The organism is Sphingobacterium tabacisoli (genome assembly GCF_017908035.1).
Taxonomy (GTDB): domain Bacteria; phylum Bacteroidota; class Bacteroidia; order Sphingobacteriales; family Sphingobacteriaceae; genus Sphingobacterium; species Sphingobacterium tabacisoli.
In genome coordinates this window covers 1,568,673-1,592,152 of the sequence record NZ_JAEQMU010000001.1, presented here as the reverse complement: position 1 = coordinate 1,592,152, position 23,480 = coordinate 1,568,673, and the positions used below count along the sequence as shown (strand labels likewise).

Sequence of the window (23,480 nt, the reverse complement as noted above, 5' to 3'; positions counted from 1 at the left end):
ATTAGGCCACTTTGATTGTTATGTAATTTCCTAAATGGTGTCTCAGCTTATTGCCAATAACTAAACCTAAACCTTAGAATGATGGAAGGTTAGATATCTTTATAATAACATCTATAATGTCGATACCTGCCATACTATATTTATCGTTCCCGCGATAAAGTGCACTTGTGGCTTTCTGTCTACAGTCATTAAAACCTTCTTTTTTATTGTCTTATTTTATTCCATAAAGTGCTTTGTGAAGAGAAGAAATGTTTTCCTTTCAGCGAAAAATAAAGCCTTATTGAATTGTTCTTTTGAGAAACTTTTTGTTTTTGTAATCCGTTCTTTGTCAGTGGTTTTAGTCTTATTTTGGACTGTCTTATTTTCTTGTTTTTGCTTAGTTGTACAGGGTGTCCACTTGGAGGCTTAGACTTTTGAGACGCTATTGTTTAAGGCAATTGCAAACTTTGTTAAACATTGTTTTGTAAGGGGTGAGTTGTTTTAAACATGCATAAACATGCAAAGTCGGCGCCCGAAAGTTGTGTTCATCAATCTAAAGACAAAGTATTAAAAATAGTAAAAACAGACATTATGTATTACGATTACTACCTGTATTATTTGAGCTATTTGAGTTCATTGTACAATGGATATCCATTGATTATTCGTATCACTGTAGTGATGGTTATGGCGCTTGCCGCAATCACCTTGTTCGGCGTATTTCGATTGTTATATATTGGTTATAGAATAAACCGAAAAGAAAAGACCAAGAGAAATACAGAGGGACACTTTGAAGAGAAGTTGACATTCATCATGCGTAGCAAAGTGAATTATGAAGTCGATGAAATACAGGAATTACTCCAGTACGATACAAGCAAAGCAAAGCGATGGAAGTCAGATGTATTGACTGATGTCGTACTAACTGTTAAAAATTCCATTTATAAGGAAGGTGAATTGAACGAGATTAATTACAAGAATTGTATCGAAGCTTTACGTCTTATGGGATTTTGGGAGAAGCGGATTCGTACGTCTGGTCCAGATAGACGTAAGGAAGCATTACAGGTGGTCGGCGCCATGGATAATGGAGTCAACAGTGGTATCCTGTCTAAATCTACCTTTCACAAGAATAAGCACTTGCGGAAGACAGCACGAGACCTACACACCAGTCAGGATAGCTATAATCCATTTCGATTTATGGAGGAGAATTTTGATGAGGCCTTCACGCAGTTGGACAAATTGCGTCTACATTCGACGCTAATCAAACGATCTAAGGAAGGGCGCCTTCCGAATCTATTACGGTGGATCAATAATTCAAAAAATCCGAATTATATCGTTTTTATTTTACGAGAGGTCGGCTTTTTCAGACAGTATGAGGCTGCTCCCACACTAATGGGGATGTTGGATAGGCAGGAGAATAGGGATGTGAGAGCACAAATTATATTGACTTTGGGTGCACTCGAATACAAAGAGAGCGCTTCCACTCTGATCGATCGGTTTCATTTAGAAACAAATGTTGTTAGGGAAGCGATTATAACTACTATGGGACATTTGCAAGGGACTGAAAGTCTACGTTTTCTTGTGGAAGCCTATCGTTCTACTGAAGATGTAAACTCTAAGCTAGTCATCGCTAGAGCAATTAAGAATCATGGTGTACAGGGCAATCAAGAGTTGGTGCGCCTGCAACATGAAGCACATATTCAGTCTAACGAAAATGAAAATACGCTATTGAATCAGGTATTTTCTGAAGCCGCAATCTTACCCGTCTAAACAATCGCACATCAATGATTTATTTTTTTACGTACCTGATTTATTTTTATGCTACTGCTCTAGCCCTTTTCTACTTAGGGTTGATGATTATGAGTTACTATAATACCCTGCGCTACAGGTATAGGTATACCGAAAGAGAGGAAAGTTACCTCAAAGATTTTCCTGAAGAAGCTCCAGGTATCTCTATCGTTGCTCCGGCGTTCAACGAGGAGGTAATTATCTACGATAGTGTCAATTCATTGTTAAACTTAGACTATCCTACTTTTGAGGTAATCATTGTCAACGATGGAAGTAAGGACAAGACATTGGATATTCTTATTGAGGAATTTGAGTTGGAGGAGATGCCTTATTATTATGCGTATAAGGTCTACTGTAGACCAGTACGCCGTGTTTTTCGTTCGAAAAATCCAGCCTATAGTAAATTGAAAGTAGTTGATAAGGAAAATGGAGGTACAAAAGCTGATGCGATGAATGCTGGGGTGAATATTGCTCAGTATGATTATTTTATCAATACAGATGTGGATTGTATTCTCGCTGAAGATACATTGAGTAAAATTATTCTCCCTGTTCTTGATTCGGATAAGCATGTGATTGCTGTAGGAGCGACTATGCGTATGGTAAATGGCTGTACAATAGACAAAGGTCGTATCACTCGTGTAAAGCCGCCTAACCGGTTGATTCCGCTTTTCCAGGAAACTGAGTATTTGCGTTCTTACCTAGTGGCAAAGATGGGCTGGTCCATAGTAAATGCAATTCCCAACGTATCGGGTGGGTTTGGGCTATTTGATCGGAATGTCGTAGTGGCTGCCGGCGGTTTTGACTCGGCTTCGCATGCCGAGGATATGGATATGACTGTTCGTATGGTGGCTTATATGCGTGAGAACAAGAAGGCTTATCGTATTGTACAATGTCCGTATAGTCTTTGTTGGACGGAAGGGCCTCCTAATATAAAAGTTCTCAATAGACAGCGCACGCGTTGGGGGCGGGGAATGCTCCAATTTATTATTGATCACAGAAAATTTTTTCTTAATAAGGACTATGGAAGATTGGGCTTTCTTGTGATGCCTTACATTGTTTTCTTCGAGTTTCTTGCTCCAATTATAGAGTTTACTGGGTTCCTGTTCCTGTTGTTTCTCTTATTTACGAATCAAGTAAATTTTGATACGTTCTGGATGATGATAGCTTATGCTTATTTGATTGGATTATCCGTATCGATCGTGACGGTATCCTATGATTTGGTCCTCGGCAAGCTTTATAAAAACTTTTGGGAATACCTCAAGTTGGTTCTGTTTTCAGCTTTTGAAGCTATTCTATACCATCCTCTCGTGGTCATATTCACTTTAAGGGGATATGTTCAATACTTGACTCGCAAGAATTTCAAATGGGGACAAATGACAAGGCAAGGATTCTCTCCTTCAAAAAATGCTAATACTGTACATAACAATGCTTAAGAAATTTAAATACGCCAAAATACTGATTGTCTTCTTTGGAGCACTATCTTACTATCAACCTGTACAAGCACAACGCGCAGGCACGACGATCGAACGTAATGAAGATGCTAAAGAGATTAATGATTTGTACAACCAAGGGAAATGGGAAGAGGGGAAGAATAAAGCAGAGTCACATCTCAAGAAAAATCCCAAAGACTCGGACATGCGTATGTTGGTCGGTAAATATTATACCCATCGACAACAATATGACAAAGCGCGATACGAGTTGGTCAAATCACTTGAATATGCACCCGCAAATGTAGAATCTAAACATATGCTCGTTACGGTAGAAACCGAAACACAGCGCTATTCCAGTGCAATATGTTATATCAATGAGCTGTTGGAAGTAAATCCCTATTGGAAAGGACTATGGCGTAAGAAAATCGAGCTATATAGAACAATGGGGAATCATGTAGAGGCAGACCGCCTATTGAAACGTATCTCCCAGATTTATCCTGAGGATAGTGAGTTGAAAGGGGATCAGACTTATGTTCAAGAGCAACGTGCGGCAGCGGTTGCTAAGACCGGTCGAATCGATGAAACGATAGAAATCTCCAGAAAGCGGATTGACGAACAGCCTCGTCAGCAGGATAGTTACTTTGCTGTGATAGATAATTACATAAAGGCTGGAGATTATAACAATGCATTGGTATATACGGAACGGGCGTTGAATGAATTCCCGGGCAATGGGGGATTTGTACAGAAGAAAATAGCAATTCTGGAACATCAACAGCGTTATCCCGAAATTCTATCTTTCCTAGAATCTCAGATGAAAAGAGGAGGGGGAAGTTTACGCTCACAATACAATTACTTTTTATTGGAGGCGGCTCGAAATGCGAAAAATAATGATCCTGCCAGCTTATACGGTAAAATATTTGAAGGTTCGCCAGGTAACAAAGAAGCTTTCGATTATGTTTTTAACGATCTGATCGCGAAAGAACAATACGAGGAGGCGATTGCGGCATTACATAAACATAGATGGAGTGCTGGTGCTAGCAAGGAATTAGACATGAAAGAGCTCATGGCGTATAAGCGAATGGGGGACGAGGGAAAGGTGGCCACATTGACGCGGGCTTATTTTGTCAAATACCCATCCGATGTTGAACTGAGGGATTCGTATGTAGCCGTGACCCTAAGACAGGCTAAAGCCAATATGCAGGATGGTAAGATCGATATGGCTATCAACGACTGGAAAGACATCATACAGTACGGAGATGAAGAGTCTGTAGCGATAGCCCAAAGTGGTCTGTATAATGCATATGTAACCGAGAAACGTTACCAGGAGGCAATCATGATATTGGATGATATGTTGTTGGATAGGCCTGGTAATATGGAATTGTTGCTTAAGAAGTCCGATCTGTACAATAAAGGCGACCGTTATGAATATGCGCTTAGTATATATGAGCAGGTTTTAGGAGCCGCTTCTCAGCAGGATAGAGATCGCCTTATGGGCGGCTATAGCGAGATGGTGCAACCTTGGGTCAAGAGTTTAAAAGAACGGTATCAGTTGGCAGAAGCACGGCAGCTATGCGACCGTTGGTTGACTGTGGATGATAAGAATCAAGATGCGTTGTTGTATATGATCAATATCTGCTACCAGGTAAAAGACCAAGGTGCAATGTTACGTTATGCTCAGATTGCAGAAGACCGTTATGGGGATGATGTCGCCTTCAAGATTAAACTTGCTGAAGCGATGAACCATACGACAGAGCGGCGGCCTGATTCCTGGGCAATGTTGCACAGACAGGTGCAATTGAATCCCTATCACGAGCCTTTAGTCAATACATTTAGCCATACGACCGAAGCGTATGCTGGGCAGTTGTTAAAACAGAAGGAACATCTTCAAGCCTTGACGGTGATTGATACTGCTTTATATTATAAGGAGGATAATAAGACACTTAAGTATATGAAGGGATTGGCTTATGAAGGGTTGAAACAGTACGATTCAGCTTACCATTACCAACAGTTTTATGAACCCTCTCTTTTAGAATTTGCGGACTTTAAGGTGCATCTCGATTATCTCGGTCAAAAGTCTTATCGAAATAATGTCGGGATCTCTCATGTTCGAGCACGCTATGGAGATGATTACGCTATTACGTCGATTTCGACAGTGGAATACAGTCGTCTTTTACATAATGGCTCAGCTTATACAGGACGATTAAATTATGCAGGTAGAGAAGAGGGAAAGGGGATACAGGGACAGGTCGAATGGTCCGCTCCTTGGACAGAGAAATTGTCTACACGCATCGACCTCGCATTAGCAAATAAGTTTTTTGCTAAACTGACTGTAAATGGTACGGCTCTTTATACATTCAAGCCTACTTGGGAAGCAGAAGGGGGGCTCGGTTATAGAAGATTGTTTACGGGACAGAACCTGTTCAATCTCAATCTGGGCGTCACCAAGGATATTGAGGATTTTAAACTGTCTGCAAAATGGAGTAATTTCTTACTAAATAGTGCAGGCGAAAGTACTTATCTCTACAGCTTGGGAGGAAAGGCTCAATACAATATGAATAATCCCAAAAACTACCTATTGGCGATAGGAAGTATAGGTAATTCACCTGATATCGATCTATTGAATACCCAATTCTATAACAGTTTCAACGTGTTTAATGCAATGGTGGGTGCAGGGCTAGGTCGCTCCATTACTAAGAATATAGGGGCTAGTGTTATGGGGACATGGTATAATTTCCAAACAGAAAAATCTATAGTTACGGCAAACTATCGAAACCTTTATAACCTATATTTCCAGTTCAATGTTTCGTTTTAAGCAGATCGTATGGTTATGGGGGATATTCTGCCTGCTATCCTCTAGTTGTAAAGCCCGGACCTTTGATTTCGCTACCCCTCGACTGTTGATTCTCTCAAATGGGGATAAGGAGAGTATACAGGCCGCGGACTACCTATTTCAGCATCTAGACAAGCGAAACACAGAGAAAGCAGTTCTCCAGATCAAGCGCTCCGATACCGTTGTCGAGGGATTTGAAGGAGGGATCGTCTACGTGGAGATTGTAGAAGATTTGGGAAATGATTACGAAATAATCAATGAAGAAGGGCGCTTATCGCTATTCGGGAGAGACAGGGCAATATTACGGTGGTTATCTTATATGCTGATCGACCGGCTTGGCGACTATCATCGTTTGAAGGTAGCTGATATTCCACCTGGTTACCTGGATTTTAAAACGGGTAAAGTAGATTTTGCATTCAAATATAGAGATCCTCATCTACAGCCTAATATGAATCAGGATATATCCGGAATCCTTTTAACCCATAATGTAGATCGAGACTGGGGATTATGGGGGCATAATCTAAGAAAGGTATTTGTAGGAGGCATCGATACCGATGTGATGGCTTTGGTAGATGGGAGACGGGATGCCGAACAGTATTGTTTCTCCTCAGAAAAGGCGTATCAGGCCATCAAGACTTTTGTCCTAGAAGAGTATGGGCGTGGACCCCGTGACGCTAGGTGGTTTATGATTGCGCCAAACGACAACGACAAAGTGTGCAGCTGTGCATCTTGTAGAAAGCAAGGTAATACCGCAAAGAGCGCGACGGCGGCAGTTGTTGTTCTCTTAAATAGACTGACGAAGGAATTTCCGCAGGATTACTTTTACACTACAGCCTATCGGACGACCCGCGAAGCTCCCAAGAGTAGATTAGCTGACCATGCGGGAGTGCTCTTGAGCACGATAGATCTTCCCAAGTCGCCTCAACTGGATGTCAATGCTCCGTCGGTCCGCGAGTTCAGTACATTGTTAGAATCCTGGAAACAGCAGACTTCCCAAATTTACCTGTGGGACTATATATCCAATTTCGATGATTACATTACACCTTTTCCTGTGTTGCGTCGAGTGCAGGGACAGTTAGTCTACTTTAGCAAGATAGGTGTCGATGGGGTATTTCTCAATGGGAGTGGTTACGATTATTCACCATTTGATGATGTCAAAACCTATGTGTTGAGTGCTATTATGATTGATCCTTCCTTGTCCGTATCCGATTTGGTCAAGAGATACCATCAACGGTTCTATCCAATCTCGGCAGATGTACTAAGCAGTTATCTCTTGGAGATAGAGGATAACCTAGATGGTAGAAATAGCGATTTGGCGATATATAGCTCATTTCGTGAGTCAATGAAAAGTTACCTAAAGTCTGATCGGTTTAACAAGTTTTATGCGGAGCTGACATCGTTGTCAGCTCATTTGGAAGGTGACGAAGCCCTATGTATTAGAAAACTCCTACATGCATTGAGTTATACTAAGCTACAGGTCGATTATCACGACGGTGATATAGCCAATGGGGTTTTAGCGATTGAAAATAATAGGGTCCAGTTTTCCTCACAAAATGACGTCTTCATAAACAGGTTACATGAATCGATAGAAGATGGTGTCACGAATTATAAAGAAGAAAAGGGAAGCCTAGAGGTATATCTCAATGAGTGGAAGCGATTAAAGAAAACGCTAATGCCGATGAATAGGTTTAAGGTTAGTAAAGGGATTGGGCTATCCTCCAGCGAGCTATTGGATGAGGCATTCCTGTTGAGTGACAATAAAACTGGTTTTGTTTCAGACTTTAATCAAGGCTGGCTTTTGGCGGGAGAAGATGTCAGCATTATTGGACGAAATAGTAACAAAAAGCAAGGAAGTATACGGTTAGAGCTACGTTTTTTATTGAATGCCCGACACCGTATGTATATACCTGATCGGTTAGAGTTATGGGCCGAGGGGACAAGGATGATGGTGTTTTCCGCTTCGGATTTTGTGATATTGGAGAATGTAGCAACTTTAAAAAAGGATATCGATTTGTTAGATCATACAGATTTAGAGATAAAGATTTATAAAAATAAAGAGTTGAAAAACTCAGTAATAGCGTGTGATGAAATACAGTTATATTAATTATTGTTTTATTGTTGGAGTGATTGTCATGTTCACCTCCTGTGTAGACCTTGCCAAGCGCAAGACCATTCTGGAGGTCGAAGATAATGAGCGTCATTATTATCCCATCTTGGCTGGACAGCAAAAAGATCTCTCGTTCAAATTGAAGAATGTAGGAAAGAACCCATTGATGATTACAGATATCATCACTTCGTGTGGATGTCTAAAGGTTGATGAAGGCGCAGGAGCTTTCACTGTGCCTCCTGGTAAAGAGCGCCTATTGACCTTAAGTTACAACAGTGCGAAGAATATTGGTTATGTCAAACACTATATCACCCTCTATGGAAATTTTGAAGATGCCCTCTACAAAGAGTTAGTTTTTGATATCAATGTAGTGCCCAATGCGATGTATACCAAGGATTATGAAGAGCTCTATTCGGACGAAATCAAGGCTCAAGGAGGTTTTAAAGAGTTTGTGGACGGTGATGCGAGCAATAAGGGGTACTATATGGATGAAGACTTTCGTAAAAGCATACACAACAATAAATAGACCTTTCTGTAGGGATTTTATTGCCTTGAGTATTAAATTTTTAATCGTATTAGTAGTTTAATAATTTTTTAAATGAATAGAATTGCGGATATTTAGCACAGTTTGCATCATTTTTGCCAGCGAATGGTGCTAAATATCTACGTATGAATTCAGTATCTTATAATCCAAAAGAAATACTGTCTACCTTGACGGAATTGGAAGGTAGGCTAAAGTGTTCGATCGATAAGCATTGTCCTGATAGGGAATTGGCACTCTCCGAAGATTTGGACAAAGCGCTTGAGGAATTTTTAGAACTTAAAAATGAGACGGACGACGAAGTTGCTTATTTGTCCTCTCAATTGGCCCTGTTGCATCTGCAGAGAGAATTGGAAAAAACTATCGGTGTTGTAGTGGATTCCAATAATCTTCGCGCCTTTCACGACTTTAATACATTTCAGGGAATGAGCGCAAAGGTGGAGCCTGTCAGGGACAAAAGTTGGAATACTAACATAGTTGTTTTGATTGCATTTATAATTGGATTACTCGTTACTGTCACGCTATTCTTTTGGTAATATCCAGAAGAACTTTTCGTCAATTCTATTCCATTCTATCCGGTTGATAGAAAAGAAGCGTTAACAAGTAATTATGAAGTTAATTTGTTGTTTCCTTTTAGGATTGACAGTATTGGTGTCATCTGTCTGCGGACAGAGCATAATCAACAAAGATTCGTTCCATGAGCGATATGTCGAAGTTATCGTATCACTCATTGCTACCGACATATACGCAGCCCATAGGGCTGCAGACTCTCTCTATAGTGTCGCTACGACGGATGAACAGAAGATAAAATCATTGATGTTATTGGCTAAGATATACGAGAATCAAGGTGATATGCGGTCGAGTATTTATAAGGGTATGAAGGCGGATACAATTGCTAATGCGACGATGAATTTTTCTTGGCAAAGTAACACCGCAGGTTTTCTGGCTACGGCTTTTCGGCAGATAGGGTTGTATGGAGTATCGATGAGTTACTTGGAAAGGGCGGTGCGTGCAAACGAAAACCAGGATGATAAGGTAATGCAAAACCTGACACGGGTTAATATTCTTCACGAACGGGTGTTTCATAGTCTAGAAAAGGGACGCCTGGAAGAGGCTCGTCAATATGCTAGAAAGGCAGCAACATCCATTGATATAAACCATAAGGAACATAAAGGTGCCCTCCTTGTTAAAGCGACTAATGATCAGTTGATGGGAGTTTGTGAGTTTCATTTGGGCAATTATAGCGAATCCAGTGTTTTTTTAGAACAGGCGCTAGACAAAATTGGCGAAGTGGAGAGTAATCTTAAGCCCTATATCTATAGAATACAGGCTGAAGTTGCACTAGCTGAAAATCAATTGGAAAAGGCAAAAGAATGTTTAGACAAGATTGGTCCCTATCTTACGTCTGGAGAAGTGGAAGAGTTGACAATGCTAACTTTCAGTAGTTGGTCCAAATATTATGACAAGACCGGAGATTTGGCTAAGTCTGCAGCTCATAGGGTGAAGGCCAGTGAGATAAAAACTAAAAGAGATAAGGTCGCCAAGCAGTTGTCTGACGAAATGATTGTCAGGCTTCATTCCACAAAGCAAGCATATAGAATCAAGTATATCTATGCTATTGCTGGTATACTTTTCATTCTTGTAGGTACCACATTCGCTATACTATATATCTATCGGCGTAAAAATGTATACAAGTTACGGTGTACATCAACGATTTCAAAGTATGTAAGTGCTGAAAACGAAGGTGTCCGTGAACGAGAAAGGTCTAAGGTACACATAACCCCGCTAGGGACAGGCCTATCGAAACCTGCCGACGAAGCCGAGGAATCTGTCGCTCTCAAGGCAAAAGATATAAATATCTCTAAGGATACCGAACAGAGACTCTGCAAGCAATTGGACAAGTTGGATAAGGAACATTTTTACCTCGAAAAGAGTATTACGCTCAATCAATTGGCTAGTAATATGGGAACTAATCCGCGCTACGTGACCTATATTATCCAACGATATAGAGGAAAAGACTTTTACGAATATATACAGAACAAACGTATCGAGTATATAATCGACCAACTCCATAAATCGCCCGAGTTACTTGGTTTTAAACTATCCTATCTTGCTGATTTATGTGGTTTTACTTCGCTTAGTAAATTTTCTACGGCATTTAAGCTTGTGACGGGTACGCCCCCTTCGGCTTATGTACATTTTATAAAAAAAGAGCTGGATGATAAATCTTCATAGAAACCCGATTCTATAGAAAGAAACATTTTCCTTTTGTCGAAAATAAAGAGCTTAGAACTTGGGTTCTAAAGCCCTTCGGGTTGCTATTTCCTATCTGCGGATTTGAGACATTTTTCCTGCGGTCAAAGTATGGAATACTTCTGTTTAATTTGTTGATGGATTATGAATATGGCCATTAAAAAGGAAGCGATGGAAGTTACGAATGTGAAGAAAAGAAATAGGGTACGTAAAGAAGTAAAACTGGAAATAGTATATACGATTCTTTCAGGAGAGCTATTTTTGGAAGAGGCAATGGCCAAGTATGGTATCCGTAACGAAATCAGTATTATAAACTGGATTAAAGAGTATCGTTCAGAGGTTGAGATTGGCTTACATATGACCAATGATTTCTTGGATCACCGCAAGGCTAAAGATGAGAGTCTGCTTGTGACTGAGATATACAAAAAGATACAGGAACTCGAAGAGGCAAACCAAATATTGAAAGAAGAAAAGGCCTATCTCGCAAAGAAAGTTTTGATCTTAGAGAGGGAGATAAGCCAATCTATGGAGTCTAGGTAGCGTAAGATATTAAGCATTGTCCTAGACAATCGGTGATTTTGGCTTCCTTGATAGATATGGTAAATAGTAAATGATCAAATAATGCCCTTGAATGAGTAAGGGCATTACTTGTTTAGAATATACTCAAATCATATTTTTTAGCAAGATCCAAAATCATATGATAGCCTGCTAGCGAGTTGCCGTGGCTGTCTAAAGCAGGACTGAAAACCCCGATTCCCATACCATGTGGTACACTGACCACGATACCTCCGCCGACGCCAGATTTACTAGGTAGTCCTACTGTACGAGCGTATTCTCCGCTGAATTCGTACATGCCAGCAACCAACATCTGCGATAGGATCAGTTTTGCTAATGCATTGTTTTTGTATTTCTTGTCTCCGTCATAGCGGCTACATTCGTTTGCAAAAAAATAGCCAATTTTAGCAAGATCTTCTGCCGTGAGTTCAATGGAGCATTGCCTAAAATAATTATCCAGTTGGTCTTCAGAACCGGTGATTGCTCCTGTATTTTTCATTAGATAGAACATTCCCCGATTGCGATGTCCCGTTTCTTTTTCAGATTGGTATACAGCTTGGCTATAGGTAATCGATGGGTTATTCGTGATATAACGGATCATTTCTAGAATTTTGACAAAAGGCTCATCCTCCTTTCCGGAGATCATACTGGTGGTAAGGATTGCGCCAGCATTCATCATCGGGTTCAGTGGCTTACCCATAGTTTCCAGATTCGCAAAATGATTGAATGGCCGATCCGTCCCGTAATAACCTATTTTTTCAAAAACCGTTTCTTCCCCGTTTTCCATCACAGCCAGCATAAGGGCAATGATTTTAGAAACGCTTTGCATGGTGAACTTATGATTCCGGTCACCTACGCTGATCAGCTTACCATCACTGTTTACGATAGCAAAGGATATGGCGGTCGGATCTACTTTACCTAATTCGGGTATATAATCGGCAACTGTGCCTTCCTTGTGGTAATGTTTGTTTTTTTCGAGAATAGATGCTAGTGTTGTTACATTGATATCTGTAGTATTGTTTTTTTGCGCAAAACTGACTGAGCTCGTAGTGAGGACAATAAGTAAGGTCGTAAGTGCGTTTTTTATGCAGTGTAGTGCTTGCTCTCTATTCATTATTCTTATGTTGAAAGTCTATTTTTTAGCCTATAGGCCATTTCGTGAATTGTAAAAATACAAAAAAATGATGTTCTAAATGGATTTCAAATAAGTCTAAACGTTTTTCGACGTGGCGTGTTGTATTAATAGCATATGGTAAAATTTGAAAAAGTAACCCGAAAGGTGTTAATGTACTTGAAGGGGAGGGGATATAATATTCTAACCTCCAATAATGAATTGATAGATTCGGTAATTTACTGGTTTCCGGAACGTATAGATAATATAAGGGGATATATGAGAGAGTTGAATAATCTCGGATATGAGCCACCTCTAAATCATCCTACCTTGCTTCGGATTGAGGAAGCGTTGGAAAATATGAAAGAGGAGGAATTGGAAGGTTTTGTCTTTATTTCAGTTTGATTTAAGGTGATTCATCTTGTCTCTCAGTGTGTTTTGTGTGTCATATATAAAGCACCTGTTATTTATTTTGAGTAAGAATCAGTTTTTTATTCTATATTTACATAATTAATTATTTTTTTATTTTTTTAAATTCGCCATGAACGAAGGCATTGTAAAATTTTTTAACGAAACTAAAGGTTTCGGATTTATTACTCCAAATGACGGAGGAAATGAGGTATTTGTACACGTATCAGGCCTCACGCAAAATATACGCGAAAACGATCACGTATCTTTTGAGATCCAGGATGGGAAAAAAGGTCCCAACGCAGTAAATGTAAAGTTGATTTAAGATTTTTCTTGCATATATTGTTAAAGCCGTTCTATATACGAACGGCTTTTTCTATTGTATGATTCCCTTTTTTTTGTATTATTGCAAACGATTACCGTTGTTTTTTATTAAATTCAAATTTTTAGAGGCTTTGAGAAGAATTATTTTCAAAGATTAAACAGTTATAGAAATGATTCGATCAAAGATAATTGCTACAGGGGCATATATCCCTACAGAAATAGTTGATAATCAACATTTTTTAGGCAGTAACTTCTTTACAGATGACCAAACCAAAATAGAACAACCTACGGAGACGATAATACGTAAGTTTAAAGCTATTACTGGTATTGAGCAGCGACGTTATGCGCCGTTGGGAATTGCAGCGTCTGATATGGGGGCATTTGCCGCCGAGGAGGCTATCCGGATTTCGGGGATCGACCGTGAGTCTATAGATTTAATTATCGTGGCTCACAACTATGGCGAGATGAAATACCCTGGTGCGCCCCGCGATATGGTTCCTTCTGTCGCATCAAGAATTAAGAACAAATTAGGCATTCAGAATACCTCCTGTATACCCTATGATATCATTTTCGGTTGCCCGGGTTGGGTTCAAGGAATGATTCAGGCCGATATGGCCATTCGATGTGGCGATGCTCGTGTTTGTCTGGTAATTGGATCAGAGACACTCTCTAGAGTATTGGATTCTTCCGATAGGGATAGCATGATTTTTTCTGATGGAGCAGGGGCGTGTATCGTACAGGCCAGTGATGAAGCAGACTCTGGTATCATTAATGTAGCAGTAAGATCTGATACAGGACTTGAGCTGGATTATATCTCTTCTTCAGGAGAGAATAGTGGCGAGGAGAAGGAAGCACGCTTCATCAAGATGAAAGGTCGAAAAGTCTACGAATATGCGCTCAAGTATGTCCCTCAGGCGATGAAAGAATGCTTTGATCGAAGTGGAGAAGATATAAAAGACCTCAAGATGATTTTTCTTCATCAGGCGAATGACAAGATGGATGAAGCGATTGTTAAGCGATTTTTCGAACTATACAATGTTGCCGAACTACCAGCGAATGTCATGCCTATGAATATTTCCTATATGGGAAATAGTTCCGTAGCAACGGTTCCTACATTGCTCCATCAGGTTCTGAATAAAGAGATTGGGTCTTTCGTCCTGAATAAAGGCGACCTGATTATGTTTGCTTCGGTCGGTGCCGGGATGAACATAAATGCCATCACCTATAGATGGTAAGTGTCGTTTTATGACATTCAGATCACTATAATATTCTACGTTATCTAAGCTTTCAAGAGCTTTTCGTATATCAATAATCACGAGTGCTTTCTTGTTTTAAGGAAGCACTCGTTGCTTACAGCTATCCCCCATAGACAAACTGTTTTTTTTAAATAGCAGATTAACTATTCCTTCTTTGAACATTTTTAGCGTTGCGCTGTTCTACTTTGAAAAAATGATTTAGAGCTTATTCAAAGGAGAGATCCTCTACTAACATCGAAAGAAGTAATGGCTTTAAATCGCGTATATAACCATAGTTAAAAGGGGATGATAGGTTTTATAAAATTAGATTTTAATACGTTAATGACGTTAAGAGATAGAGGATATAATATTCTTCGTTCTACTTCTTCTATTTCTGATGCTAATCCTACATGGATTCCAGACTACGTTGATGTTACTCGTTTTTTTGAATTAGACAGTGAGGAAATAGCCAAAATATCCGGACCATTGGTTGGCAAACATTTTTTGTTGATAGACGATGCTTTAGCCAACAATACCAATGAAGAATTAATTGGTGAAGTTTTTATACACGACGAAATCATTGATTGACAGTGGTTTCCTCACAGTAGTTTCTCAACCGTTGTAGAAACATGGCCCAGTTGTAGTTACACCATTTATAGTATTCAGTGACTGCGCGCCAGTCGGTATGGCTCAATACCACCGTGGTTTTATTACCCTGCTCCGACAGTTCAAACGAAACCATCGTTCCAATCCATTCCTTATCCGACTCTATACATTTCCATACGATTTTTCGGTTCTTCTCGAGGGTTATAATTTTCATTTTAGTGAGTTCCGGCTCGTTAAAATCAAATTCATTTATAAAGCCTACCTGAGGTTTGACACGAAGTTTTTTAGTCCATATTTGAGCCAACCCTTCTTCAGTTGTGAGGACTTGATACACCATTGAAATAGGCGCTTTTATGTAATTGACGAGTTCAATGTTTGCCATGTCTTTTAGGATTTATGAAAAGTTCTTAAACGCAAATTTAACAAAGTGATGGATATAGAAACTTTGCAAATGACAAGTTATTCGTTTCCTTAATAGTAATCCTTTTAGGAAGGGAGTATAGCTTTTAACCTAGTTATCATTTTGTCTACAGGTAGATCTGTTTCAAAAAAATAGTTAGATTGCCATTGTTGACTCTTCATCGCTTGACGGTTATTGGTCGTGTCCCATGGCGTATAAAGGCGAAAACCTCGTTTTCCTTCCTTATGATCCGTACTCAGAATATTAGCAAGTACCAAAGCCTGTTTCGGAAATATGAAAAAACCATTTTTTTCGGATTGCTCCGTCATGATAATGTATAGTTCCGTAGGGTGGTTCTGATGAAAAGGAATTGTCTTCCCTTTGGAGTCGCGTTGCCAAAGAGTAACAAATAGACCCGTTTTCTTGGGGGTGATTTTTGCTTTTCGAAATTTCACATGCAATCCTTTAACAAGAAAGTCACAGCCCATATATTCAGTAGCTTCCTTGTCAGGTACGGGATCAGAAACTTTTAAGCCAAGGGGATCCCATATCGTACCCTGTAATAGTTGAAGTTCCAAAGTCATCTATCAAACCTACGTAAATTCGCCTTTATACGCAATATAATTGCAACGGAATACAAAAGCAAGTTTTGTAGCTCTCTCCATCCATTTGGATATTTTTATGGAGGAAATATAATAACTTGCACGTTCTACTTGAGGTCTGCTTTCAATTAATGGGAAAACAGCAATTTAATAGTTATATTGGCGAGAGGATGGTAGCTCGTTATACTTTTTTTAACATTATTTTTAATGCACTCAGATAGCCCGCTTAATGATTTAAATATGAGCTTGTTCGATAGCGAACAGCTTTTCAAAGCCTGTGCCGAGATCAAGACCTATCTTGAAGACTCTTTGTTGGCTATTCATCTGTATGGGTCTGTGTTAGACGGAGGTTTGAAACCTTACAGCGACATTGATTTGTTCGTGACCATAGACAAACAGATGGCAGATAAAATTCGTGTAAAATTAATGCAGGCCCTTTTAGCATGCTCAGCGAGCCCTGGGACAGATCCTAGCATGCGTGCATTGGAGGTTACCGTTGTCAACTATCATGATATCGTACCTTGGAAATATCCACCACGGCGGGAGATGCAATTTGGCGAGTGGCTGAGAGATGATATCCTGGAGGGAGTTGTTGAACCGGCTTTGGTCGATATAGATTTATGTATCTTGATCAAGAAACTTAGAACAGCTAGTATTCCTATTGTTGGTTTACATGCTGTTGCACTTTTTGAACCCGTACCAAATCAAGATTTCTTACGCACCCTTCAGACTACCTTGGATATATGGAATACCGAAGACGATTGGGTGGGGGATGAAAGAAATGTTATATTGACGATTGCGCGAATCTGGTTTAGCGCATCGATGGGCAAGATTACTTCTAAAGAAGAGGCATCGAACTGGTTGATTGATCGAGTTCCGATAGTTTATCAGTCCTTAGTCGCCAAGGCTAGACAGCAATATATAACAGGAGACAAAGAGGAACTGGTCCAAAATCCAAAAGAGATGACCACTTTCGTCAATTTTGCAAAACAGTCTATAAAATTCATCTTGGCGGATTGAGGCTGTTTTTTCTTAGCTCTTATAGTATTGCACGTTTCAGAATTAACTTTTCAGTAGGAAGTTCATCTTCCATACCAATAAAGAAGGACTCAAATCCAAATTTTTCCAAGAGCCTTTTTGAGGCAATATTATCAGGGTCTATAATACCAATGATATCGTGGTTTGGGTAAAAATCATTTGCTAAGGTTAGCATTGCTGTACACAGCTGCGTGCCATACCCTAGGCCCCAGTAATTTTTTTTAAGAATATATCCAACCTCTAGCTTCGACGAATCCTCTTTACAACGTTCTAATTTACAGTCTCCTAAAAAATCACCGTTCGCATCATACACCTTAAAATACCCTAGGTTTTCCTCCTGACCATTAATACTCAGAATTGAGTCAAACTTGTTCCTTGCTTGCTTTTCTGAGAGTGCCTGACCCGAAATATAACGCATGATATCATCGTCGTAAACCAAAGTTTCGAAAATACTGAAATCCGGGGCTGTATATTTAGTATACGTTATCTTACTCTTTTCCATAGCAACTTCCCAAGACCTTAATCGACAATGTTTGGACGTTCGTTATCAAATATTTCTTCTACATCGGCTTCCACTAGTAAATCAAATAGTTTACCGTAGCCATGCTGTATCTTATATTCTAGTTCATTTTTATATAGTGGGAACAAACTATAGAGATTAATAATTCTGTTACCACTTTTTATTTCCATGAAATCTTCGTCAAAAGTAGCTGAGGGGAGGAGTAGGCAACTTGTAAAAGAAGTGGATTCGTCATAGGGTTCCGCAATATCGTACCATGCTTGCAAGGTATGCCCCTCGGTCAAAAAAGTATCCCGGTGGTGAGGAAACCTTGCCATATCTTTCATCATCCCAATTATCCAGTCGTTTTTACTTTCACTAGGAAAGACTTCGCCAAATTTTGTGCTTTTGGGAAGCAGAAGCATCAATTCAGCAAAAGCATAGCTTTCCCTGTTCTCGATACCTTCAGGAACCTGCATTTCCAGTAAACTCATACCAGAGGTAATGAGCAGGTTATATTTTCTATCCTTTGGTTGTATAAAATAGACATCCAGATGGAAATCCAATGATAGCATTTCATGAAATACCGTGATTTCATCACGTTCGAAAAAACGGTCTAGGTGACTTTCCAGTGCCTCGACATTTTCATAATAATGTTTCCTGTCGTGTATTTTTTTGATCAGTTCTTGATCCATTTTTTACCGTATTTATGCTATAGCCCAATCATTATTTACTTTTAAAAAACACTACAGTACCATTTTTTGTGAGTATGGCTTCTGCATGATGCTCGGTAAACGTATAGTTCTCGTTACTGTACTGAACGCCTGAAGCAGTAGTATCTTGTTTGAGGAGTATCGTGTCTTTATGAAAGACAAATGTTGCGGTGCCAGCGACATTATCAAAGGTCATATTCAACGTATTTCCTTTATCATCTGTCAACGAATCGATAACTATATTAGCCTCATCAGAACCAACGGTCTTTTCAATTGTCGTAGATTGATTTTCCGAAGCCTGTTTACTATTACTTTGACAAGCCGTAGTGCTTACTATAGCACCCATGAGCAATATGCTCCAATATCTTCTATTCATGGTACACATTTTATTTCTCGTAAAGTTAGGTAAAAAAGTCTGGAATTACTTTTTGCCTAATCCAATGAGGGGATTATTATATAGAGGATCATTTGGATTGAATGCGCTTTATTTAACATAACATTTTTTATCTTATTACAAGTGCTATTCTGATAACAAAATAGGGAAGAGGAAGAAGTTCATTCTTCGAGCCATGTTACAATGTGCTAGAGTTGTTTGCCTTGGAGCTTATTTAAGGTGTTTTCAATCATCTCCATTCTCTTTTTCACTTTTTCGGCAGCGGAATCTAAGGTATAGCCTTCATCCATCAACTCTTTTATAAGCAACATCTTCTTAATGTTTTCATAGTTATAGCGACGGTTCTTACCTTCTTCTTCCGTTAGACTGTCTATAATTCTTTTTTCCTCCCAATAGCGGATTTGGCGGGTTGGAATACCGGTAATCTGCGACACCTCACCGATTCCGACCACCAATTTATCCAAAAAATCAAAGTCAAATGAGAGATCTTTACTTTCCTTGTTATTTTTCATTTTGTAATTTATTTACAATTAATGTTGTAAATATAAAAACAAAGCCATTAATTTGCAATTGTAAATTATCTACAATTAATGATGATTTAATTCAATTTATGCATGAAAGAAACAATTATGAGTATGGTGGTATTAATAACAATTTTGTCCGGCATGCCAGAGAAAGGAATCGCCGATCCAGCGATAGTTCACCGCGACAATCAAGACTGTCTCAGATCGTTGAATGATAATCTTCTGACGGATAGTACTGAAGACGAGCAAGTACTCCTGAGATTGGTCGAAGAGACCTATGTAAATGGTGCATTAAACCGAATGGATGTAGCCGAAATGAGACGGGGTTTTCATCCCGATTTCGCTATCCTCATAGCCAAAAACCAGGATCTAACGCGGTTAGCCCTTTCAGACTGGATGCAATTGGTAGAAGCCTATAAAAGTAATCCGGAAAAAGTAGGATCCGGTATTAGAAACCTCGATCATAGTATAAGGGTCGTAGCCGTTACGGGAAATACTGCCATTGTAGAATTACAGTTCTTTAGGTCAGGAGAGTTGGTCATTACCGATTACCTATCTTATCTCAAATACCCTGAGGGCTGGCTAGCAGTTGCCAAGGTATCGCACGAACATATTGTAAATCCCTTACAGCTTGATTTTAAATAAAATATAATGAGAACAACTTTTTTAATTATTCTAACTCTTTTGACGATGAATCAGACCCAAGGACAGACGAAGGCAAAATCGGCTTTAATACTTATTGAGACTCAGAATGAATGGATGCACAGCGAGGGCAAGCTGTATCGGGCGCTGGTGACAGACAAAGACATGATGCACAATTCGATTGCAAATATCGAAAAAGCATTAGACTATGCCCGCCAAAATGATATGGAAATTATTCACGTTGGACTGCGTTTCGAAAAAGGGTACCCTGAGCTGGCCAATGGAAAAAGTGGCCTCCGCAAAGCGATACCCAATGCAGGGACGTTTCCCATAAATGGATTTGGAGCTCAATTTTATGAAAGTGTAAAGCCAATAGACGGTGAGTTTGTCGTTACCGGACGGGTAGGAGCAAGTGGCTTTACAGGGTCAAATCTTGATGTATACCTACGCAACAATAAGATTGAGAAGCTGTATTTAGTGGGATATGCTACACATGTATGTGTCGAGAGTACATTGCGTGATGCCCATGAAAGAGGATACGACACCTTTTTAATTTCCGATGGCACATCCGCATTTAATCGCTACCAGCAAGAATATGTATTAAATGATATTGTACATCATTTTGGCGAACATCTTACCACACAGGAATTTATAGGTCAGTAAATAATTTCCTTTAGTCGATGTGAAAAATCAACGGCTTCGCAACAATAGCGGAGCCATTTTTCATGTTCTATGCGTTTATTTCGATGGTTTCGTTTGGGACCCAACCTTCATCGTTGTTGTCTATTTTCCTAACCCAGGACCAACCGTTCATGGACCTTATTTTTTCAAACAGTTCATCTTTGCTGATGTTCAGTTCTTTAGCGCTATAGTCCTCTAAAATAAGGCCTCGTTTATTGTCATCTAATGTTTCAATAAGCTGAATAGGTACCCATCCACCTTGTTGATTGTCATTTTCGGCCCAGATCCAATCTTTCCAGTCCTCTTCAGGCGCTAGCTCACCCAGTTGGACGATTTCTCCCTTTGATAGTCTAATTGGGTTTTCGTATTCGGTGGTATGCGAAGAGATGCTTTTCCAAATTTCCATCATTTCAAAATTTATGTTGTGTTCTATTGACCAACTCACTGTTAGTCCCATTTATATTGAGTGGGGGACGCCCCGATATACTCTTTGAAATCCTTGAGAAAATGGTTGTAGTCATAATATCCTAAATGCAACGCTACATCAAAATAGTCTCTTGCATTATTTTTTTTGCACCGCTCATAGGCATAGATAAAACGCTGTAGGGATATGTACTTTTTAGGAGATATTCCCAGATATTTCACAAAGTTCCGATGAAGCCACTTTGGATTATTGGCTATACCTATCTGTTGGAGCAGGCTGTTTACCGCCACATTTCCCTGTTTCGTATCTATCAGTTCGATTGCCGTGGTTAGTAGCTGTGGAAAATCGTGCCTATTTGTGTTGTTGCTGGGAGAAGGAGAAAACACTTCTGTAACGAAAGAAATTCGACTTTCTACTGTCTTTCTCTCATAAAATCGATCAAAGGTTTTCATCCATCTATCACTTACAAGATCTTTCAGATCGCAAATAGATTTTGAAGCAAAGACAGTCGGTGCTATATCGAAAAAGCTGTAAAAAAAGGCAGGATTAAAACGAATTACTGAAATGTACTCCAGATGGGGAGGTACCTCCCAATGAACATTTTTAATAACACCGCAGCACAACCAGGCCGCACTTAATAGGGTATGCTCTTTAGGCGTTTTTAACAGTACCGTATCCGATTTCTTAGGCATCAGAATAAGCGATGGTATTCCATCGTTAAATAATGGTTGCTTTCCCTCTAGATCCACACATGAGAAGGTGTAGATACCTAAAATAGGACGAGTTTCAATCCTGTTGTCTGACAGAGACCTAATATCCGCCATAGCTGTCGCAGGTAGCGATAATGATTTGATATTTTGTAGAAAATTTATCGGCATATCCGATGCAAAAATACGAAATAAAATTCCCTAAGTTTCTAAATGTCCGATTTTTACTATCTCCGATTTAGAGCTGGCTGTACCTTTGTAAGGTATATTATTAATAGAAACAAATAGAGTCAATGCTGATTAAGAAAGAAGAAGATTTAATAGGGATGCAACGTGTCAGTGACGCGGTCGCCTACACGTTAAAAGCAATGAAGGAACATGTTCAACCGGGCATGACAACCAAAGAGCTCGATGATTTCGGTGCAAAAATCCTAGCAGGATTTGGAGCACGGTCCGCTCCCTATCTGACCTATGGTTTTCCTGGTTGTACCTGTATCAGTGTAGATAATGAGTTTTGTCATGGTGTTCCCTCCGATTTCCGCATCATAGAGGAAGGTAATTTAGTGAATATTGATGTTTCCGCTGAGCTGAATGGATTTTGGGCGGACAATGGCGCTTCTTTCGTTGTCGGGAATGATTTTAACCATCACCAACCGCTGGTCGATGCCTCTGTAGCGATCTTGTTAATAGCGATTAAACATATTAGAGGTGGGGTGAAAATTTCCGATGTTGGACATATTATGGATATCGAAGCTCGTAAAAGAGGCTTTAAAGTCATTAAGAATCTCGGTGGACATGGGATTGGAAATAGTCTACATGAAGATCCAGACGAATTACTCAATTATAGGAATAGATACGATCAGCGACGTTTTAAGAAGAATACAATCGTGGCCATTGAAACATTTATTTCAACGACCTCATCCTATGCAATCGAACAACCAGACCTGTGGACTATGGTTGGTGATAAAGGGGGATATATGGCCCAGCATGAAAATACAATTTTAGTAACGGACAGTTTACCTCTGATTCTAACCGATAAGAATAGTATTTTTATATAGTATCATGGAGCCCACATACGACGTATATAAGCTATGCGGTCTTTTGTCTCTACATTGTATTGGTTTTAAGGTTATTATCGATAGATTCATCCTTGCTTTCATGAGTTGGCTTTTTGATCCATTGATTTAATTTTTAATAATTTCAAATTACTAGTTTAAGTAAAAGCCTTTACATTTTTGACTAGCTTTGTATTCGTGAAGAAAATGTTTGCTATATTGTTTTTAATTACCTACATGCTTTCAACAACAGAGCTTATCCAGTTGTTGAAATTGCCTGTATTGGTAGAGCATTTCGCAGAACATAAAGCGCAGAGTCCTGACATAACGTTTATAGAGTTTATCACTCTTCACTATAAAGGTGACCATTTGGATAATCATCCTGAGGATGACGATTATGATCAAGATAAGAAACTTCCATTTATCACACATAATAATGTGCTGACAGTCTGTTGTACCGGAGTGCCTAGCTTCTTATTTGAGGTAAGGAAAAGAATTCCTCAATCTGGTACGTTAAAGAGACAGGTTCATAACGATCTTTTTAAGAGTAACACCTACTTGTCTGCAATCTGGCAACCGCCGAAATACGCTTAGTTTTTTATTGGATTGAGTTACACTCAAATTTGTTGATATCATCTTG

At 39.4% G+C, this 23,480-nt stretch carries 26 protein-coding genes; 17 read left to right on the top strand and 9 right to left on the bottom strand.

Features of this window, described 5'->3' with window-relative positions; all coding sequences use genetic code 11:
* The first annotated feature begins 486 nt into the window (after positions 1-486).
* From JKG64_RS06750 to JKG64_RS06715, 8 genes are all read left to right on the top strand, one after another.
* Entirely contained in the window at positions 487-1,743 is a 1,257-nt protein-coding gene (locus JKG64_RS06750) for a HEAT repeat domain-containing protein (protein ID WP_210353558.1), read from the top strand.
* Between the two features lie 14 nt (positions 1,744-1,757).
* Positions 1,758-3,194: a glycosyltransferase family 2 protein gene (locus JKG64_RS06745; protein WP_210353557.1), complete on the top strand. Its 1,437-nt coding sequence runs from the start codon at positions 1,758-1,760 to the stop codon at positions 3,192-3,194.
* On the top strand, positions 3,187-6,003 hold the full coding sequence (locus JKG64_RS06740; protein ID WP_210353556.1) for a tetratricopeptide repeat protein: 2,817 nt from the start codon (positions 3,187-3,189) through the stop codon (positions 6,001-6,003). The genes JKG64_RS06745 and JKG64_RS06740 overlap by 8 nt, the downstream gene beginning before the upstream one ends.
* Positions 5,990-8,125 carry a DUF4838 domain-containing protein gene (locus JKG64_RS06735; RefSeq protein ID WP_210353555.1) on the top strand — a complete coding sequence of 712 codons (2,136 nt, stop codon included), beginning with the start codon at positions 5,990-5,992 and terminating at the stop codon, positions 8,123-8,125. Before JKG64_RS06740 ends, JKG64_RS06735 begins: the two co-directional genes overlap by 14 nt.
* A complete protein-coding gene (locus tag JKG64_RS06730; RefSeq protein WP_210353554.1) occupies positions 8,106-8,654 on the top strand; it encodes a DUF1573 domain-containing protein in 549 nt (182 codons plus the stop codon). Before JKG64_RS06735 ends, JKG64_RS06730 begins: the two co-directional genes overlap by 20 nt.
* Before the next feature lie 143 nt (positions 8,655-8,797).
* Complete coding sequence (locus JKG64_RS06725; RefSeq protein WP_210353553.1) at positions 8,798-9,205, top strand: hypothetical protein; 408 nt, start codon at positions 8,798-8,800, stop codon at positions 9,203-9,205.
* Between the two features lie 73 nt (positions 9,206-9,278).
* Entirely contained in the window at positions 9,279-10,904 is a 1,626-nt protein-coding gene (locus JKG64_RS06720) for a helix-turn-helix domain-containing protein (RefSeq protein ID WP_210353552.1), read from the top strand.
* A 168-nt stretch (positions 10,905-11,072) separates the two neighbouring features.
* Positions 11,073-11,462 (top strand): hypothetical protein, encoded by a 390-nt coding sequence (locus JKG64_RS06715; RefSeq protein WP_210353551.1) that lies wholly within the window; start codon positions 11,073-11,075, stop codon positions 11,460-11,462.
* A 112-nt stretch (positions 11,463-11,574) separates the two neighbouring features.
* Here JKG64_RS06715 and glsA read toward each other — a convergent pair whose 3' ends face one another.
* On the bottom strand, positions 11,575-12,591 hold the full coding sequence (gene glsA, locus JKG64_RS06710; protein WP_210353550.1) for a glutaminase A: 1,017 nt from the start codon (positions 12,589-12,591) through the stop codon (positions 11,575-11,577).
* Between the two features lie 135 nt (positions 12,592-12,726).
* On the opposite strand from glsA, the gene JKG64_RS06705 reads away from it, so the two are divergent.
* The 4 genes from JKG64_RS06705 to JKG64_RS06690 all read left to right on the top strand — a co-directional run bounded on the left by JKG64_RS06705 (position 12,727) and on the right by JKG64_RS06690 (position 15,143).
* On the top strand, positions 12,727-12,993 hold the full coding sequence (locus tag JKG64_RS06705) for a hypothetical protein (protein WP_210353549.1): 267 nt from the start codon (positions 12,727-12,729) through the stop codon (positions 12,991-12,993).
* A gap of 136 nt (positions 12,994-13,129) precedes the next feature.
* Positions 13,130-13,321 carry a cold-shock protein gene (locus JKG64_RS06700; RefSeq protein ID WP_210353548.1) on the top strand — a complete coding sequence of 64 codons (192 nt, stop codon included), beginning with the start codon at positions 13,130-13,132 and terminating at the stop codon, positions 13,319-13,321.
* Positions 13,322-13,490: 169 nt separating this feature from the next.
* Positions 13,491-14,555, top strand: a complete 1,065-nt coding sequence (locus tag JKG64_RS06695; protein WP_210353547.1) for a 3-oxoacyl-ACP synthase III family protein — start codon at positions 13,491-13,493, stop codon at positions 14,553-14,555.
* A 342-nt stretch (positions 14,556-14,897) separates the two neighbouring features.
* A complete protein-coding gene (locus JKG64_RS06690; RefSeq protein WP_210353546.1) occupies positions 14,898-15,143 on the top strand; it encodes a hypothetical protein in 246 nt (81 codons plus the stop codon).
* On the opposite strand, the gene JKG64_RS06685 is transcribed toward JKG64_RS06690, so the two are convergent.
* A complete protein-coding gene (locus JKG64_RS06685; protein ID WP_210353545.1) occupies positions 15,133-15,543 on the bottom strand; it encodes an SRPBCC family protein in 411 nt (136 codons plus the stop codon). The genes JKG64_RS06690 and JKG64_RS06685 overlap by 11 nt on opposite strands.
* A 104-nt stretch (positions 15,544-15,647) precedes the next feature.
* Entirely contained in the window at positions 15,648-16,145 is a 498-nt protein-coding gene (locus JKG64_RS06680; RefSeq protein ID WP_210353544.1) for a MepB family protein, read from the bottom strand.
* 225 nt (positions 16,146-16,370) lie between these two features.
* On the opposite strand from JKG64_RS06680, the gene JKG64_RS06675 reads away from it, so the two are divergent.
* On the top strand, positions 16,371-17,183 hold the full coding sequence (locus tag JKG64_RS06675; RefSeq protein ID WP_210353543.1) for an aminoglycoside adenylyltransferase family protein: 813 nt from the start codon (positions 16,371-16,373) through the stop codon (positions 17,181-17,183).
* A 19-nt stretch (positions 17,184-17,202) separates the two neighbouring features.
* Here the strand turns inward: JKG64_RS06675 and JKG64_RS06670 are convergent, their stop codons facing one another.
* The 4 genes from JKG64_RS06670 to JKG64_RS06655 form a co-directional block, all read right to left on the bottom strand.
* Positions 17,203-17,703, bottom strand: a complete 501-nt coding sequence (locus JKG64_RS06670; RefSeq protein ID WP_210353542.1) for a GNAT family N-acetyltransferase — start codon at positions 17,701-17,703, stop codon at positions 17,203-17,205.
* A gap of 17 nt (positions 17,704-17,720) precedes the next feature.
* Complete coding sequence (locus JKG64_RS06665) at positions 17,721-18,395, bottom strand: suppressor of fused domain protein (protein WP_210353541.1); 675 nt, start codon at positions 18,393-18,395, stop codon at positions 17,721-17,723.
* A gap of 31 nt (positions 18,396-18,426) precedes the next feature.
* Positions 18,427-18,789, bottom strand: a complete 363-nt coding sequence (locus JKG64_RS06660; protein WP_210353540.1) for an MliC family protein — start codon at positions 18,787-18,789, stop codon at positions 18,427-18,429.
* A gap of 206 nt (positions 18,790-18,995) precedes the next feature.
* Positions 18,996-19,319: a MerR family transcriptional regulator gene (locus JKG64_RS06655; protein WP_210353539.1), complete on the bottom strand. Its 324-nt coding sequence runs from the start codon at positions 19,317-19,319 to the stop codon at positions 18,996-18,998.
* A gap of 102 nt (positions 19,320-19,421) precedes the next feature.
* Here JKG64_RS06655 and JKG64_RS06650 point away from each other — a divergent pair, with 102 nt between their 5' ends.
* Together JKG64_RS06650 and JKG64_RS06645 are read left to right on the top strand one after the other, a co-directional pair.
* Positions 19,422-19,976 (top strand): nuclear transport factor 2 family protein, encoded by a 555-nt coding sequence (locus tag JKG64_RS06650; RefSeq protein ID WP_210353538.1) that lies wholly within the window; start codon positions 19,422-19,424, stop codon positions 19,974-19,976.
* 6 nt (positions 19,977-19,982) lie between these two features.
* The gene (locus tag JKG64_RS06645; RefSeq protein WP_210353537.1) at positions 19,983-20,636 is read left to right on the top strand and encodes a cysteine hydrolase; all 654 of its coding nucleotides are present in this window, start codon (positions 19,983-19,985) and stop codon (positions 20,634-20,636) included.
* 67 nt (positions 20,637-20,703) lie between these two features.
* On the opposite strand, the gene JKG64_RS06640 is transcribed toward JKG64_RS06645, so the two are convergent.
* Together JKG64_RS06640 and JKG64_RS06635 are read right to left on the bottom strand one after the other, a co-directional pair.
* Entirely contained in the window at positions 20,704-21,063 is a 360-nt protein-coding gene (locus tag JKG64_RS06640) for an SH3 domain-containing protein (RefSeq protein WP_246512490.1), read from the bottom strand.
* A gap of 38 nt (positions 21,064-21,101) precedes the next feature.
* Entirely contained in the window at positions 21,102-21,956 is an 855-nt protein-coding gene (locus JKG64_RS06635) for a helix-turn-helix domain-containing protein (RefSeq protein WP_210353536.1), read from the bottom strand.
* A 122-nt stretch (positions 21,957-22,078) separates the two neighbouring features.
* Here JKG64_RS06635 and map point away from each other — a divergent pair, with 122 nt between their 5' ends.
* Entirely contained in the window at positions 22,079-22,843 is a 765-nt protein-coding gene (map, locus tag JKG64_RS06630; protein ID WP_210353535.1) for a type I methionyl aminopeptidase, read from the top strand.
* Between the two features lie 234 nt (positions 22,844-23,077).
* On the top strand, positions 23,078-23,434 hold the full coding sequence (locus JKG64_RS06625; protein WP_210353534.1) for a hypothetical protein: 357 nt from the start codon (positions 23,078-23,080) through the stop codon (positions 23,432-23,434).
* The last annotated feature ends 46 nt before the right edge of the window (positions 23,435-23,480 follow it).

Excerpts from the sequence above, each read along its gene's own strand:
- JKG64_RS06750 (WP_210353558.1), top strand. The coding sequence starts at position 487 with ATGCATAAACATGCAAAGTCGGCGCCCGAAAGTTGTGTTCATCAATCT.
- JKG64_RS06745 (WP_210353557.1), top strand. The coding sequence starts at position 1,758 with ATGATTTATTTTTTTACGTACCTGATTTATTTTTATGCTACTGCTCTA.
- JKG64_RS06740 (WP_210353556.1), top strand. The coding sequence starts at position 3,187 with ATGCTTAAGAAATTTAAATACGCCAAAATACTGATTGTCTTCTTTGGA.
- JKG64_RS06735 (WP_210353555.1), top strand. The coding sequence starts at position 5,990 with ATGTTTCGTTTTAAGCAGATCGTATGGTTATGGGGGATATTCTGCCTG.
- JKG64_RS06730 (WP_210353554.1), top strand. The coding sequence starts at position 8,106 with ATGAAATACAGTTATATTAATTATTGTTTTATTGTTGGAGTGATTGTC.
- JKG64_RS06725 (WP_210353553.1), top strand. The coding sequence starts at position 8,798 with ATGAATTCAGTATCTTATAATCCAAAAGAAATACTGTCTACCTTGACG.
- JKG64_RS06720 (WP_210353552.1), top strand. The coding sequence starts at position 9,279 with ATGAAGTTAATTTGTTGTTTCCTTTTAGGATTGACAGTATTGGTGTCA.
- JKG64_RS06715 (WP_210353551.1), top strand. The coding sequence starts at position 11,073 with ATGGCCATTAAAAAGGAAGCGATGGAAGTTACGAATGTGAAGAAAAGA.
- glsA (WP_210353550.1), bottom strand. The coding sequence starts at position 12,591 with ATGAATAGAGAGCAAGCACTACACTGCATAAAAAACGCACTTACGACC.
- JKG64_RS06705 (WP_210353549.1), top strand. The coding sequence starts at position 12,727 with ATGGTAAAATTTGAAAAAGTAACCCGAAAGGTGTTAATGTACTTGAAG.
- JKG64_RS06700 (WP_210353548.1), top strand. The coding sequence starts at position 13,130 with ATGAACGAAGGCATTGTAAAATTTTTTAACGAAACTAAAGGTTTCGGA.
- JKG64_RS06695 (WP_210353547.1), top strand. The coding sequence starts at position 13,491 with ATGATTCGATCAAAGATAATTGCTACAGGGGCATATATCCCTACAGAA.
- JKG64_RS06690 (WP_210353546.1), top strand. The coding sequence starts at position 14,898 with ATGACGTTAAGAGATAGAGGATATAATATTCTTCGTTCTACTTCTTCT.
- JKG64_RS06685 (WP_210353545.1), bottom strand. The coding sequence starts at position 15,543 with ATGGCAAACATTGAACTCGTCAATTACATAAAAGCGCCTATTTCAATG.
- JKG64_RS06680 (WP_210353544.1), bottom strand. The coding sequence starts at position 16,145 with ATGACTTTGGAACTTCAACTATTACAGGGTACGATATGGGATCCCCTT.
- JKG64_RS06675 (WP_210353543.1), top strand. The coding sequence starts at position 16,371 with ATGCACTCAGATAGCCCGCTTAATGATTTAAATATGAGCTTGTTCGAT.
- JKG64_RS06670 (WP_210353542.1), bottom strand. The coding sequence starts at position 17,703 with ATGGAAAAGAGTAAGATAACGTATACTAAATATACAGCCCCGGATTTC.
- JKG64_RS06665 (WP_210353541.1), bottom strand. The coding sequence starts at position 18,395 with ATGGATCAAGAACTGATCAAAAAAATACACGACAGGAAACATTATTAT.
- JKG64_RS06660 (WP_210353540.1), bottom strand. The coding sequence starts at position 18,789 with ATGAATAGAAGATATTGGAGCATATTGCTCATGGGTGCTATAGTAAGC.
- JKG64_RS06655 (WP_210353539.1), bottom strand. The coding sequence starts at position 19,319 with ATGAAAAATAACAAGGAAAGTAAAGATCTCTCATTTGACTTTGATTTT.
- JKG64_RS06650 (WP_210353538.1), top strand. The coding sequence starts at position 19,422 with ATGAAAGAAACAATTATGAGTATGGTGGTATTAATAACAATTTTGTCC.
- JKG64_RS06645 (WP_210353537.1), top strand. The coding sequence starts at position 19,983 with ATGAGAACAACTTTTTTAATTATTCTAACTCTTTTGACGATGAATCAG.
- JKG64_RS06640 (WP_246512490.1), bottom strand. The coding sequence starts at position 21,063 with ATGATGGAAATTTGGAAAAGCATCTCTTCGCATACCACCGAATACGAA.
- JKG64_RS06635 (WP_210353536.1), bottom strand. The coding sequence starts at position 21,956 with ATGCCGATAAATTTTCTACAAAATATCAAATCATTATCGCTACCTGCG.
- map (WP_210353535.1), top strand. The coding sequence starts at position 22,079 with ATGCTGATTAAGAAAGAAGAAGATTTAATAGGGATGCAACGTGTCAGT.
- JKG64_RS06625 (WP_210353534.1), top strand. The coding sequence starts at position 23,078 with ATGCTTTCAACAACAGAGCTTATCCAGTTGTTGAAATTGCCTGTATTG.